Origin of the sequence: Bythopirellula goksoeyrii (genome assembly GCF_008065115.1) — a bacterium.
In the GTDB taxonomy this organism is placed as follows: Bacteria; Planctomycetota; Planctomycetia; order Pirellulales; family Lacipirellulaceae; genus Bythopirellula; species Bythopirellula goksoeyrii.
Genome location: NZ_CP042913.1, coordinates 4165532 through 4179715, shown reverse-complemented (window position 1 = coordinate 4179715; position 14184 = coordinate 4165532). Strand labels below are relative to the sequence as shown.

Below are 14184 nucleotides of genomic sequence, written 5' to 3'. Positions count from 1 at the left end.
GGTGTAAATGGCAGTCGAAAATCAGAGCGCCTGGCGGTCGAAAAGTTTAGCGCTAGGTTGGTAGCGGGGATTGTAACTGGCCCTCCCGCTTGGGCCAAGTAGTTTACTCCTGAGACTTCTTTCGGCGCCGCTGCTGGGCATCCTTGAGACGATAACTTTCGCCAGTGGTTTCGATGATCTGGCAGCGGTGGGTCAGCCGATCGAGCGCAGCGCCCGTGAGCCGCTCACTGCCAAGGACTTCGGTCCAGCTTTCGAATGGCAAGTTGGTGGTCACGATCAGGCTCTGCCGCTCGTAGGCGGTGGCGATAATGTCGAACAACAGTTCGGCCCCCACCTTGCTGGCTGGCACGTAGCCCAGCTCATCAAGGATCAACAAGTGCTGCTTGGCCAGTTGTGAACGCAAGCGAAGCAGCGACTTTTCATCCCGAGCCTCGATCAGCGTGGTGATCAATTCGGTAACGCGAAAGAAACGGACCTTCTGTCCCGCCAGGCAGGCGGCCATGCCGAGTGCCGTGGCCAAATGAGTCTTCCCGGTACCACTGGCACCGACCAGGATGAGATTCTCCCGCTTTTGAAGGTATTCCCCTTTCACGAGCTCCAGTACCAGCGGCTTGTTGACGGAGGGCTGCGCTCCAAAGTCAAACTCATCGAGCGTCTTGTGGGCCGGAAAGCTTGCGGCTTTGAGTCTCCGCTCCGCAGCCCGCCGCTCCCGGTCGACCAGTTCCAGCTCACACAAGGAGAGTAGGAATGCCAAATAATCGAGGTTCTCCTGCGCACTGCGGGCCGCTATCTTCTCACACTCACTGTGCATGTTCGGTAACTTCAATTGTTTGAGGTGATGTTTTACCAGCACGGTACTCTTGGTTTCGGTCATCGCACGTCCTCCGCCAATAGCGCCTGGTAGGCCGAGACATAGGTCTCGGTGACCGTCACCGCCCGGAGGTGGGGACGACCATCGAGCGAAAACAGCCCGACTGGCGATTCGCGACGATGTTCCAGAATCACTCGAATGCTATCGGCATCGTGGATGCCAATGTCGAGCGCGTAGTCAACCGCGCCAGTGAGTTCCTGCAAGGAACATGACTCGAGGAGCCGCAGGGTGCGAATGTATTCTCGCGTACCAAGCCCAGTAGGCTCGGTCTCCATTCTCCGCCGAAGTGTGGTAAAACACTCCGGCAGCTCCCAATCTTTCAGCGGTCTGGCGTGATCGAAACCACCTGGCTTCTTCTCCAACAGTGCCAGATAATGCACCGGGTCGAACAGATACTGTTCTCGACCCCAGTGCCGTGCGTGACGCGCGATGAGTTCCCCTTGGAATACGAGGTGCACTTCGTCGACACTGGCTACCACCGTGATTTCGCGATGGGCGTATTTTACGGGAACGCTGTAGCTGTTGGTGTCGAATTGAACGAGTGATAACGAGTTGGCATTGGCCTGGGTAACCCTGCGAGCATCAAACGATTGCCGAGGCAAGTCGAGCATCGCGGTACGTTCTTCGGCGAGCAGTTCGCGTTTCGAGGCCGACTTGCCTCGCAATGTCCGCTCCAGATCGGCCCGACAAAGACGCTCCAGCTCTGCGTTCAATTCCGTGAGTGAACCAACTCTCGGCACTGGCACTAGGAAGTTCCGCCTGCCGTAACCCACCAGGTTCTCGACATGCCCCTTCTCATTGGCTCGGCGGACTAGGCAGAAGTGGGATTCATAGAGATAATGACTCTGCAAACGCAGGAACTCGCGTGTTGGTTCACGGTCGCGACTGCCGGTGATCTTGGCCACTGCAACACGGCTGTTGTCGTAGCTGATTCTTGTCGGCACCCCCTCGAAGAACTCGATTGCCCGCTTGTGGCCTTCTTGGAACGACTCGGTGCATTCCCGCGGGAACCCCTGTATGTACAGCGCGTCGCTGTACGGCAAACTCATGACAAACAGGGCAAGCTGCTCGCGCTCTCCTGCCAAGTCGACATACGCATGGCCGAAATCGACTTGGGCTTCACCTGGCGGGTGCGACAGAGGCAAGAAGACTTCCTGGGTCTGCTGCTTCCACTGGCGGACTGCATTGCGAACCGAGGTGTAAGCACCTTCATAGCCATGTTCTTCGCACAGTCGCTGGAAAATTCGCGTGGCCGTGTGCCGCTGCTTCTTCGGTGCCAACTTATCGGCTTGGAGAATCTCGTGGATGATCGGCAGGAAGGGATCGAGCTTCCGCTTCTTGCGTGGCTGCTGCATCCGATAACCTGGCGGCTCGGTGTGCGTGAGCATTTTCGCCAGTGTCTGCCAGCTCATCTCATACTCGCGGCAAGCCGCTCGTTTCGACAATTCGCCGGTTAGCACCCGGCGACGGACTTCGGTCCATTGTTCCATATCAGCATACACTCCTGTGCCTCCGTGTGAATCTGGGAAAGATAGCGGCTGTCGCCGCCATCTTCGCAAATTTCACAGCTGGCACATCTGCGCGCTGAACTTTTCAGTTGCCATTCCTCCCCGCCAGGCGCTCTGATTTTCGGCTGCCATTTACATCAAGCAGAGGTCGGTGAAATCTCCGGAACCCAACTAATTGTTACGGTACTCAACCACCACCAGCTCAAGCCGGTAGTGGTTGAGTGGGAATGAATACTCCGTAGCTGAAAATCAACAACTGCTAAACACCGCTGATCTTGGGAAACTGGGAATAACCATCTTGGAGTTCTGCAGATTGAATGGGCTGATCGGAATTCAATCAGAGAAAGCACCAGGCCGGTGCAACAAAAATGAGAAACTCTGTGAGGCGGTGATGCTTGAAGACCAACTCGCCTCCAGTCCACAGCCGCTGTGCTAGCAATGCCAGCACAGCTGTCAGGGCGGCACGGAACCAGAGAGTCACCTAGGAATGACTGGAACGATCGCGGGCTGGTGAACGTGCCTCCCCAGCCAACAAGAGAGCAAAGCCACCCCACAAGAGCAGCGAGACTCGACGCAGTCGATCCCGCAGCAAATCGAGTTTTTCCGGGAAAACTCGGGTGCGTTCCCTTCCAGAAGTGCAATACTTCGCTGAAGCGGTACTCTGATACTCGGTTGAGTTGCCTCCGAAAATTCTCACAGAGCGAGGGGCGACTCAATCGTCTCGGCATAGCGACTCGGTCTCTCGGCAGCCGACCGTGTCGAGTTGTTGTCGTGCTGTTCCCTAGGATTTCACGTGGGGACAAATTCACTGCTGGACATCGCAAGCAATCCGGGGGATATTTCTACCTTCGTACTCCTGAGAGCCCTGCGGGGGCAGCAGCGGAAGCTGGCGCGACACTCTGAGTCGGGAAAACTCGACTCGGAGAGTCGGTCGACGATGCCCCCCCGAACGGTTTCGTTTGGGCTACGTACTACCTCATGGGTGATGCAAGGGAGCAACACGATGTTGCCCAAAAACAGCTTGCTTGCGCGGCTAGGTGGATGGCCAGCAACACGCTCTGCGGAAGGAACCTCGGAATTGAACCGGTCGGCTGGCTGAACTGCCTTGAGTGGGAAAAGTTTTTCCAGAGCCTGGACTTTGTGAACTAGGCTTCTAGTGTGATTGCCATTGGCTCACACGTGCTTTTCACTGCTTTTCCTTACTTGGTCGTTTCTCCTCGGCGACCGCAACACCGGTTCAATCAAGCTGGCATACAACTCTTTTGCTTGCGTTCGCAATCACGCTCCGTACGTTGATTGATGGACTGCAGACCTGACGAGTTGCCGACGAGGCACCCACCAATGCGCAAGTCCCAAAAGAAGCAATTCGACTGGAAAGGCGGCTTCGAAATTCTGGAAGACCGTCGTGTCATGTCGGCCGACCCGCTCAGTGGTTTCTTAGAGAATGGAATTGTCCACCACTCGTTCGACGAATCCATGGTTCATCATGACTTCGCCGAAGAAGCGATGCCGATCGAACATCACCTGGCATCGGAACCGGACTTTTGGATCGACCCGAGCGAAACGCTCACGCTCGACGAGCAGCTAGACCAGATAGAACAAACCCTTTCCAGTGCCCACAACACGACAGGACTCAATGAGGTGTTGGCCGATTATGGCTTCACCGGCAAAGGACAAACCGTCGCGATCATCGACAGCGGTATTGCCTATAATCACTTTGCCCTAGGAGGAGGACTAGGAGCGAACTATCGGGTCGTAGGAGGCTATGATTTCACTGAAAACGATAGCGACCCGCATGACGACGGCCCCAGTGGTTCCCATGGAACGCACGTCGCCGGAATCGTCGGCGGTGATGCAGGTAGCGATCGTGGCGTAGCATCAGGGGTCGATCTTGTCGCCCTGAGAGTCTTTGATGACTCGGGTGCCGGGTACATGAGTTGGGTTGAAAGTGCTCTGCAATGGGTTCACCAACACCGCAATGACTTCGAGAACCCCATCACGGCAGTCAATCTTTCGCTCGGCATCCCTGGTTACAACTCGAGTTCTTTCTTAACGACTTCGTTGGACGATGAATTTGCTCAGTTGAAAGCAGATGGGATTTTCATTTCCGTTTCTGCAGGCAATGACTATGCCAGCTACAAGACCCCGGGGCTGGGCAATCCTGCCTCCAGCCCCAACGTGGTGCCGGTGATGTCGGTCAAGGATAACGGAGAACTCGCCGGCTACAGCCAACGACACACCAGCGCGATCGCTGCTCCCGGCTCTTCTATTCGTAGCACAGTCCCCGATTATCGAGGAGATAATAACGGGATCGACGATGATTACGCTTATTATTCGGGGACCAGTATGGCTTCCCCCTACATTGCCGGAGCGAGCGTCTTGATTCGCCAGGCCATGGAGTTCGTCGGCTACGCGGAGATCTCCCAAGATACGATCTACACGCACATGCGAGACACGGCGACGGAGTTTCTGGACGCAGCGACGAATCTTACTTTCAAACGCATCAACCTCGAAGCAGCCATCAGTGCCTTGATGCCCACCGATGACTACGGCTCCACCCTGGCCACTGCGTTCAATCTAGGAAATCTCACGAGCACCGTGAGCCAAAACGGCGTGATCGGCACGCTCAATGATATTGATTACTTCAAATTCACTGCCAGTAGCGACGGGACGGTCACGTTTGAAGCCGACAACATGACCCACGAGCTGGCAGCAGCCTGGTCGGTTTCTGGAAGTACCGGCACGGTCAGTGGCAACCAAAACGAATCTTTCTCCTTCGATGTGGTCGCTGGGCAGAACTACACGGTCGGGTTCTCTTCCAGTGGAGGCTTGGGTTATTACAACCTAGCAGCCACGCTGGAAAGCAGTTTTTCCTATGTCGACTGGGGAACCATTTCCTACGCGCAACTGAGCGATTTGACTGTGGATGGCGAAAGCTGGTATCGCGTGCAGGCCAGTCAGGCTGGCTATTTGACGGTAGAAAGTGTCTTCGCTGCGCAAGGTGGGCAAGTCAATCTGATGCTCTACGACGCAAATATGCAGATGGTGAGCTCCGGGAATGCCGCCGGCGGCACCTCGCGGGTGGATGTCTATGCATCTGCGGGTGAGGAATTTTATGTGTGCGTCCAGGGCACGAACGACGATGTCGACTACCGATTGAGCAACCTGGTTTCGGTCATAGGTACCACGGTAAACGTAACAGGAACCGCCGGTGATGATACGTTTGCTTTTACGGCGGGGGGTACGCATCAGATAACCGTCAACGGAGTGACCCACGAATTTGCTGCGATTGCGGTAACGAATGTTCATTTCGACGGCGGTGCCGGTGCAGACGCGATTGTGATGACAGGCACGAGTGGGGTTGAGACGGCCACGCTGAGGGTAGGAAATACGAGTCTCGTCGGTACAGGTTTTGAAGCTTCGGCTCAGTCTATCGAAAACGTCGTTGTCAATAGCGGTGGCGGCGCTGATGTGGCGAATCTGTACGACTCCGCCGGAGACGATACCCTAGTAGCACGTCCCGATTCTGGACGACTGTTCGGCAGTTCCTTTGACCACACGGTGAAAAACTTTAAGGAAGTGAAGGTCCATGCAACGGCCGGTGGGTATGACGTGGCTTCGTTCTACGATTCGGCCGGCGACGATGTCTATGTGGCATGGCCTGACCGCGTCCAAATGTACGGCACGGGCTACAACAACACAGCTTGGGGCTTCGATCGATCAACCGTTCAGGCAACGGCCGGTGGGTATGACGTGGCTTCCTTCTACGATTCGGCCGGCGACGATGTGTATGTAGCGAAGTCAACCAATGTCACCATGTACGGCGAGGGTTACTACCATGTGGTGTGGGGATTCGATCGCTCGTCCGTGCAGGCCACGGCTGGCGGCTATGACGTGGCTTCCTTCTACGATTCGGCCGGCGACGATGTGTATGTGGCGAAGTCAACCAATGTCACCATGTACGGCGAGGGTTACTACAATGTGGTGTGGGGATTCGATCGCTCGACCGTGCAGGCCACGGCCGGCGGGTATGACGTGGCTTCGTTCTACGATTCTGCCGGCGACGATGTGTATGTAGCGAAGTCAACCAATGTCACCATGTACGGCGAGGGTTACTACAATGTGGTGTGGGGATTCGATCGCTCGACCGTGCAGGCCACGGCCGGCGGGTATGACGTGGCTTCGTTCTACGATTCTGCCGGCGACGATACGTATGTGGCGAAGTGGAACAATGTCACGATGTATGGCGAGGGTTACTATAATGTGGTGTGGGGATTCGATCGCTCGACCGTGCAAGCCACGGCCGGCGGGTATGACTTGGCTTCCTTCTACGATTCGACCGGCGACGACATCTATGCGGCATGGTCCGACCGAGTCCAGATGTACGGCGCTGGCTACAACAATGTTGCTTGGGGCTTTGAGCGCACCATCGCACAAGCTACGGCTGGAGGAAATGACCAGGCGGACCTGTACGACTCAGCGGGCAACGATTCGATCGTAGCGAGGGCTTGGGGTGCGTACTTGTCTGGCCAAGGATACAACAATGAGACGCGCGGGTTTGAGCAAATCACTGCGAATATGATCAACGGCGGTGTCAATACAGCGGATGTGCAAGCCGTCGATTACATCTTTAATCTCGTCGGACAATGGAACTAGCACCAACCATTACGCCCCTTGGGAAGTGACTTCTCTAGAAAAAATGGAATGGTGTCCTGCCCCATTTCGCTGCAAGTCTCGGTGGCACAAGCTTGACCCGCTGGGCAAACACAGACCACGGCGGCGCAAACGTCTGTCGGAGAGACGTCGTGGATCTTTGAATCACTGAACAGACAGGTCAGCCAACGCGTCGAGCGTCCGAAAGATGCCTCTGACATGAATTCGATGCCTGGCAAGTCGGCCAGCACGCGGTGGTCATCGTCAAAGTTGGCTCGCCACCTTGCCACGCGGTCGTCTCACACCGCCAGCTCCCCTCGGCCGACCTTTGCCAACAGATTGCCGAGTCGAAAGTTGTCTGCACCTTGAGAATGCTCGTCGTGCAGGGCGTGATCACGCGCTTGCGTTGCGAAATCCCGGACGCACTTTGCCCACTCTGCGTTCTCCGTGACAAGCATGCCACCACCACGGGTCGTCATAATCTTGTTTCCGTTGCATGAAAAACAGCCGATGTCGGCCAGCGTGCCGGCAGGCCGGCCGCGGAAGGTCGCGCCGAGAGCCTCTGCCGCGTCTTCAATAGTTGTCACGCCATAGCGACGGCATATTTCGAGCATCGGGTCCTAGTCGGCGGATTGGCCGCACACGTCGACCACCAGGACTGCCTTGGGCTGGCGTGGAGCGGCCTCGCGCAGCTCGTCTTCGAGCAATTAAGGGGTCCCTATTCCAATTTCGGCGCTCGCGATCGATAAAGACAGGCTCCGCTCCGACGTAGCGGATGGCGTTGACAGCGACGGCGAATGTCAGAGTCGACGTTATGACCACATCGCCGGGGCCGACGCCGGCGGCCAATAGCGCCAGAAGCAGCGCCGCTGTGCCACGCGAAAACGCTACCGCATGGGACACGCCTCGTTTTTCAGCAAATTCGCGTTGAAAGTCATCGACATGCGACCCCAGTGGGGCGATTCAATTGGAATCAAACGCCTCCAGTAGCAACTCGCGCTCCCGCAGTGTTATGTGAGGCGGCGAAAGAGAGATTCTCTGCCTGGGTTGCCCTTAGGCGTCACTTCGCTTCCTCGGATTCAAATTTCGTGCAGGCACCCCTGCGACCGTGGTGGCAGCAGGGACGTTTCGCGTGACAACGGAGCCAGCACCAACAACTGCAAAATCACTCATGAGAACCCCAGGAAGTACGATTGCACCCGCACCGATCATCACACCGCAGCCCACTTGCACTCCGCCTGTAAGACACGCACTGCAGCTAATATGGGCACCCGGACCGATCTGACAGTCGTGCTCGATTGTCGCATTGCTGTTGACAATCGTGTGATCGCCGACGACAGCGTCGGTATGGACGACAGCGCCTGGGAGTATTAGCACACCTGCGCCGATCTGGGCGGAGTCGTCGACAAATGCGGCAGGATGCACCACGGAGGTCCAGGGCAAGTTCCACTTCTCCACGAGGGCAAGTCGACGGTTGTTGTCGCCAATCGCTACGAGGGTCGGTAGCACATTTCGTCGGCGGAGAGCATCCAGGGGACCCATGACAGGAACGCCGTAGAGAACGCAGTTCCACTTACCCGGATCGTCGTCAAAGATCGCCGCGACGCGCTTGCCAGCGGCCTGGGCGGCGCGGACAGCGACTTTGCCGTGACCGCCCCCTCCGATCACGAAGATTTCCTCAGGCTGCTTGGTCATGCGTTTCACCCAGAGATAATGTTTCGTCACAACGGGGCATGGTAACGTGGTCCGTCGCGGCAATGCCACGACGGGTGATTACGGGAATCACTGTTCGCAGCAGGATATCGAGATCGAGTCGCAACGACACCTGTTCTAAGTACCATCCATCTTGTCGGAATCGCTCAGTCCATGTTGTCGCGTTTCGCACCTCTCCTTGCGCCCATCCCGTGAGTCCTGGTCGCACTTCGTGTCGTCGAGCTTGCTCAACAGGGTACAGTGGCAGATATTCCATGAATAACGGCCGGGGACCGACCAAACTCATGTCTCCGCGCAAGATATTCCACAACTCGCTTTCCATGCCGCTTGGAGGAGCCCATTTCGCTTTCGTCCAATTCTGATACCTTCATGCAGCCCTTGATTCGGTCTGCTGGAGATCCTCGGGCAAGTTGCTATCAATCCCAGCCACACGGAGCAGTTGCCGGTACTCTCTCAGCAGAGCATTCCAGACACGCTCGTTCGAAAAATCGTGCTCAACGCGCTGCCTCCCGTGGTCTCCATGGCTCACCGCGAGTTCGGGGCAGCTAAGATACTCACTGAGAGCCTCGACCATTTCGTTCACGGCGCCGACAGGAACCAGGCGTCCAGTGGTAGCATCGGAAACCGCATCCACGACACCCGTTGCTCGGTAACCGACGACCGGGATCCCCGACGCTTGCGCCTCAAGCACTGCGTTCGGAAATCCTTCGCGATAGGAGGGAAATGCTAGTACGTTCATGATATGGTAGTAGGGCGCCACGTCCCTGATAAAGCCAGCACAGAGGATGCGCGGATGCGTGCGAATCCAGTTTAAGGTGGCCTCATCGAGAGCATCCCCCTGCTCCACCTCACCGACAAGCAACAGCCAAACTTTGGGAAAACGGTCCGTCAGCTTCTGAAATGCCTGCACGAGGTCCGCGGTCCCTTTGTCACGAGTGAGCCGACCAACGAAGCCAATGACAGGCTCCCCAGGTGCTATTCCAAACTGGTCGAGCAACGCCCTGGATTGCGCCTCCCTGGCAGGCGTGTGTTGGAATGCCTTGGCATTGACACCATTGGACGATCCCGCAGCGAGAACAACCAACTTATTTCGATCAACAAGGCCACGCGCTTGATATTCTTCGGCTAGACTGCGACTCACGCAAATGACTCGGTGAGCACACGCCGACGCGATGCGTTCGGTGAAGGCCAGGATTCGCTTTTTTAAACCAATCGTCGTCTCCAAGCGTAAGCCCCTCAACGTGTAAACTCTCATTGGCACGTGCGCGAGAAAGGCAGCCATCATACCCAGGAGTCCCGCCTTTGGGGTACTGGCATTGACCACCTCAGGACGGATAGCCCGCATGAGACGCCACAGCCGAAACAAAGAAATCAAATCCTGCAGCGGCCGAATCTCACGGCTCATCGAGAGTGGCACGATGTTGATGTTCTCTCTGGTGGCCGCGGCCAAGAGACTTGGATGAGGTGCGGAAACCAGCGTGATGTCAAAACCCTTGGAGCGGAGGAATGACAACTGTCCCCTGAGTAAATCGGCTGACTGCCCGCTCGTGACCACGACCATTAGCCGCACGGCTCGCGCAGCATGAGTTCGCTGGAGTTGCGCAAGGTGGCGGTTGAAATTCAGCCATGATTCGGTCTTTGCTTGGGTGATTGATTTTGGCATTCAAGCGATCGCTTTCGTTAGGCAGCACGATGGGTACAGGCTGGCGACGGTTTCGTAGAACTTCGGACAACGCGGGCGGGTACTCCCACGGCCACGGAGTGCGCTGGAACCGATTGCTTGACAACCGCGCCGGCGCCCACGACGGCCCCCCGCTGAATTGTCGCTCCGGCCAACACGCGGACACCGCAGCCTAACCACACGTCGCTTTCGACGACAACGCTACCAAACCGGATGGGCGCATCGCGCGTTGCGATGCCTGGTTGAGCAAAATCGTGTTCGGTTGTCAAAATGGAGACGCCATGGGCAATCGATACGTCGCAACCAATTTCCAGTCCCCCTGCCCCCTCGATGTAGCACATCGGGTGGATGGAGACATTGTCACCGAGGGTGATCTGAGAAAGGTTGTGCAGATACACGCCTTCGAAGATGGCGACGCAGGAGCCACATTTGTGGCAGAGCCGCGCTACCAGCATATACCGCAGTGCCATGCCGACCGTCGTCGGGAGATGACGCACCAGCGATAACAGAGCGTTGCAAAGGAATCGAGGGCAGACGCGCAGAGCGACAACCCCTGCTTGCAGCACCGGTGACCAGCGCTGGTAGGCTAGCCGGCGGCGTTGGTTGTTCCCGCCCTGTCGCATGGGGACGTCCTTTCCCGTGATTTGCGGGCATCGCGGGCGACCTGTCCGTACTTCGAACCGACTCAAGGTCCCCTTGATCCGGCGAGAGTGTAGCCAACGGGCAAACGCACGGCAAGACAGCTTTGAGCCCCCCCTTAAGCAGCAGCCTCTCGTGGGCTGGGAGGGCCCACCCCGTCGCGCTCTCGCCCATCGACGTAAGCCTGGAAGGGGACAGCCGAAGCATAGCGGTCGCTCCTGAGGGATCGACGTAGTGATGTATGGATGAAACCACAGCGAACCGAGTTTCCCATAAGTACAGCCACGATGACGCCAGAGAGACCATACTCGGGAACGGTAATCAGCGAAGTCGCAATTAAGACCATGCTGGGCAATAACCAGGAGAACGCCAGGCGTCGGTACTGTGACATGCAAAGGAAGAGCAGGTCGTAGTTGCACAGAAATGCCACACCGCGTGCGAGCATGAGCACAGCGAGCAGGTTGGAATACGCTGCATAATCAGCGGAATAGGCGATGCGCAGCAACGCTGGTCCGAAGAAGAGAACCAACAGAGTTCCACTCACTGCCAGAGTCAAATTGACCACCCCGACCGTAACGTAGAGATGTGTGATCGTCTGGCGGTCTCGATCATCAAGTGCGGCCGCAAAACGCGGGGCGGTTACCCGGCTGATAGCCTGAGCAAGAATCTCGGCCGGAGCACTGATGGCCACCAGCGCTTCAAAGATTCCCAAGGAATAGGCGTCATGCCATATGCCTAACAAATAGCGTGGCAAGCAAGCGAAAAGCACTGCCAGCAGCGCACAGCCCCCTAAGGGAATGGACGAAAAGACCAATTGAGTGAGATCAGCAAACGAAGCAAGCCGACCACCATCCAGGAGAGTTGTTGCGGCCGCTCGGTGGGCCGCAGGCGCATCAATGCAGCAGGCGAAAACTAGCCATGCGACGGTGAGACTGGCTATAGAAATAAGTAAGCTTCCAAAAGCAATTTGAACGGTAGCCATGACCACAAGGCCCAGGATGCCTCGCAGGATCGCGAGAGCTGCCGCCTGTACGACGCGGTGATGTTTGAGTTGAACTGCATTGGTCAACTCACTAAGTCCCTCGGCGGCTCTCAGGCAGGTGACAGCAAGAACAAGGCCAACGGTTTGGAAACTAGCATTTGACAGCAGCAGGACCATCCCCAGCAGTCCCATTGCGACCACGTGCGCCATGGCGTGTGCCGCAAAGTAGCTTCCGAGTCGGAAGGATTGATGCACCTGCGTGAGGATCAATTGAGGCAACTGCAGACTGGCGAGCCTGGTTATCGGCAGCGCAACCGCCATGGCCCATGCATACTGGCCAACAACTTCCGGCGAGGATAATTTGGCCAGGAGAAAAACGACGCCCCACAGCGATATCTTTTGTGCCAGCGAAGCGAGTGCAGTGAAGAAGACAGGAAGGGTCCACGCTCTGCTATTCATTGCCATCCTGCCCTCGCCGAGCCTGCGAGTGGGGACGTTGTCGGTCGACTCGTTATGTGGACATTCATTTCGGAAATCTTGCGAACTACGGTCGTGATATGAAAACATCCCCTAGCCGCCTTGGAGCATATCGAGATGAGCTTCTCGGTTGACGATGATAGCCAGAACCAGCAAATCTTCTTCCCAGCGGAATTCGTAGATTCACGACCTTGCTTTTCGAGTCCAAGAGTGGTTTTGCGTAGACGTAGAGCAATGCGGGAAATACCATGATCCGCTGTCTCACCACAAGCCCCATGTTGTACATGTACGTGAAAAAGAAACCAAATAAGACAAGCACCAAGAGCATTGCCACCATATCCCAATCCAGTAAACAGCGTAGCCGATGGCGCGTGCGACACCAGTTGTAGGCTCCAAAGGAAGCGAGGCACCACACCTCCAATCCTGCAAATAACTCAGCGAGGGATAAGACTTCTGTAGGCCATGGCCGGAACATGATCAGTGACAGCCCGGTAAGGACCGGAGTGGGACTCACGGCGGTGAAATGACGACTTGCGTACTTTTCGCTGCTTGTTAGTGTCTCGTAGCGAGAATCAAGTGAGTCATTGACACCATCACTGGAGACCGAAGCAATCAGTTCCGGCCTCAATTGTTGAACTAAGACACATCCGACGATCAGTCCCGTCAGTGCGACCACTGCGGCACCCATACTCCTGGTTCTTAAGACCCCGATCCCAAAGATCGCAAGACACCACAGCAGAGCAATATGAGGCCGGAGCACGGCTACCACGGCAAATCCCAGCAGAGGGAACCCACGTCGCAGCCTGCCAGCTGTTCTCCGATCCCAGGCTAACCGGTAGAGCAGCATGGAAATCCCCCAGAACACAGGCCCCTCTTTCAGATTGGCCGAGGTCCATACCAAGGCGGATGGCAACAACATGTAAAAATAAACCATCTGGTGTGGAGCAGTACGACACTTTGAAATCAGACAATAGATCTCCAGTAAGGCGAGGACTCCCCAGTAGGCGAGAAATGAGTTCACTGCGCATGTGACGAATTCGGGAGCTCCCGTGAGGGTATAGAAAACGCCTAAGAAGAATTGATAGGCGGGATTGCCGATCGCAAAATAGCTAAGGGCTTCTGCATAATCGCCTGAATGCAGAAGATCGGCAACCGTGCGAGCGATTTCTTCATGCAAGATCGAATCGGCAGGTTCGATGATGCTGTCGATCCAAAGGACCTTGGCTAAAGGGGTCAACATCCAAATCAGTGCCGCCAGCTGAAGAAACCATTTGCACTCTCTCAGTGCCCTCGTCCGGCCACAAACAACCGAGACAACGCAGAGCGCAGCCAGGGTTAACAACAGCCAATAAATTGAACCGAGTATCGACGTCATGGGAAGTCAACTCAAGCCGAGAGAAGGAGGGTTTCTTGTTCACTCAGGCTACGAATAACCAGATTTCTGGCGAACAAAACAACGGTTCCGAGGAAAGTACCGTACGCTGAGTTGCGGAGCGTACGCGAATCGAGTTTCTCGATCAAGTCAACTCCCATGGTCGTGCTACCACCAGAGCAGCAATTCCTCGCGATCTCTCGATCAGGAAGCGACTTGGGTTTCGCTGATTCCCCTTGACCATGCATGCTCCAATCTCCTCCCAGCAGGGAGACCAGCATCAAGGGA

The 14184-nt window shown here is 56.3% G+C and carries 13 protein-coding genes; 1 reads left to right on the top strand and 12 read right to left on the bottom strand.

Translation table 11 applies throughout. The annotated features are described in order from the left end of the window. Positions 1 to 103: 103 nt before the first annotated feature. Together istB and istA are read right to left on the bottom strand one after the other, a co-directional pair. Positions 104 to 874, bottom strand: coding sequence for an IS21-like element helper ATPase IstB (gene istB / locus Pr1d_RS16580; protein WP_148071587.1), 771 nt, complete (start codon positions 872 to 874; stop codon positions 104 to 106). Then, a complete protein-coding gene (istA, locus tag Pr1d_RS16575; protein ID WP_148074568.1) occupies positions 871 to 2361 on the bottom strand; it encodes an IS21 family transposase in 1491 nt (496 codons plus the stop codon). Before istA ends, istB begins: the two co-directional genes overlap by 4 nt. 1359 nt (positions 2362 to 3720) lie before the next feature. On the opposite strand from istA, the gene Pr1d_RS16570 reads away from it, so the two are divergent. Then, a complete protein-coding gene (locus tag Pr1d_RS16570; protein ID WP_168205289.1) occupies positions 3721 to 7035 on the top strand; it encodes a S8 family serine peptidase in 3315 nt (1104 codons plus the stop codon). Here Pr1d_RS16570 and Pr1d_RS26105 read toward each other — a convergent pair. The 10 genes from Pr1d_RS26105 to Pr1d_RS16530 form a co-directional block, all read right to left on the bottom strand. Next, positions 7032 to 7322: a hypothetical protein gene (locus tag Pr1d_RS26105; protein ID WP_210417743.1), complete on the bottom strand. Its 291-nt coding sequence runs from the start codon at positions 7320 to 7322 to the stop codon at positions 7032 to 7034. The two genes, Pr1d_RS16570 and Pr1d_RS26105, sit on opposite strands and share 4 nt — an antisense overlap. Positions 7323 to 7331: 9 nt before the next feature. Then, positions 7332 to 7619: a DegT/DnrJ/EryC1/StrS family aminotransferase gene (locus Pr1d_RS26520; RefSeq protein WP_210417742.1), complete on the bottom strand. Its 288-nt coding sequence runs from the start codon at positions 7617 to 7619 to the stop codon at positions 7332 to 7334. Beyond that, positions 7606 to 7986: a DegT/DnrJ/EryC1/StrS family aminotransferase gene (locus Pr1d_RS26515; RefSeq protein WP_261343834.1), complete on the bottom strand. Its 381-nt coding sequence runs from the start codon at positions 7984 to 7986 to the stop codon at positions 7606 to 7608. Before Pr1d_RS26515 ends, Pr1d_RS26520 begins: the two co-directional genes overlap by 14 nt. Before the next feature lie 99 nt (positions 7987 to 8085). Further along, positions 8086 to 8727, bottom strand: a complete 642-nt coding sequence (locus Pr1d_RS16560; protein ID WP_148074566.1) for an acetyltransferase — start codon at positions 8725 to 8727, stop codon at positions 8086 to 8088. After that, positions 8711 to 9067, bottom strand: coding sequence for a sugar transferase (locus tag Pr1d_RS16555; RefSeq protein WP_148074565.1), 357 nt, complete (start codon positions 9065 to 9067; stop codon positions 8711 to 8713). Before Pr1d_RS16555 ends, Pr1d_RS16560 begins: the two co-directional genes overlap by 17 nt. A gap of 45 nt (positions 9068 to 9112) precedes the next feature. Further along, positions 9113 to 10408, bottom strand: coding sequence for a glycosyltransferase family 4 protein (locus Pr1d_RS16550; protein ID WP_148074564.1), 1296 nt, complete (start codon positions 10406 to 10408; stop codon positions 9113 to 9115). A 17-nt stretch (positions 10409 to 10425) separates the two neighbouring features. Beyond that, positions 10426 to 11049, bottom strand: a complete 624-nt coding sequence (locus tag Pr1d_RS16545) for an acyltransferase (protein WP_148074563.1) — start codon at positions 11047 to 11049, stop codon at positions 10426 to 10428. Between the two features lie 134 nt (positions 11050 to 11183). Further along, positions 11184 to 12506 (bottom strand): lipopolysaccharide biosynthesis protein, encoded by a 1323-nt coding sequence (locus tag Pr1d_RS16540; protein WP_168205288.1) that lies wholly within the window; start codon positions 12504 to 12506, stop codon positions 11184 to 11186. Positions 12507 to 12591: 85 nt separating this feature from the next. Beyond that, complete coding sequence (locus Pr1d_RS16535) at positions 12592 to 13764, bottom strand: hypothetical protein (protein WP_148074561.1); 1173 nt, start codon at positions 13762 to 13764, stop codon at positions 12592 to 12594. Positions 13765 to 13910: 146 nt separating this feature from the next. Further along, on the bottom strand, positions 13911 to 14177 hold the full coding sequence (locus Pr1d_RS16530) for a hypothetical protein (RefSeq protein WP_210417741.1): 267 nt from the start codon (positions 14175 to 14177) through the stop codon (positions 13911 to 13913). Between the last annotated feature and the right edge of the window lie 7 nt (positions 14178 to 14184).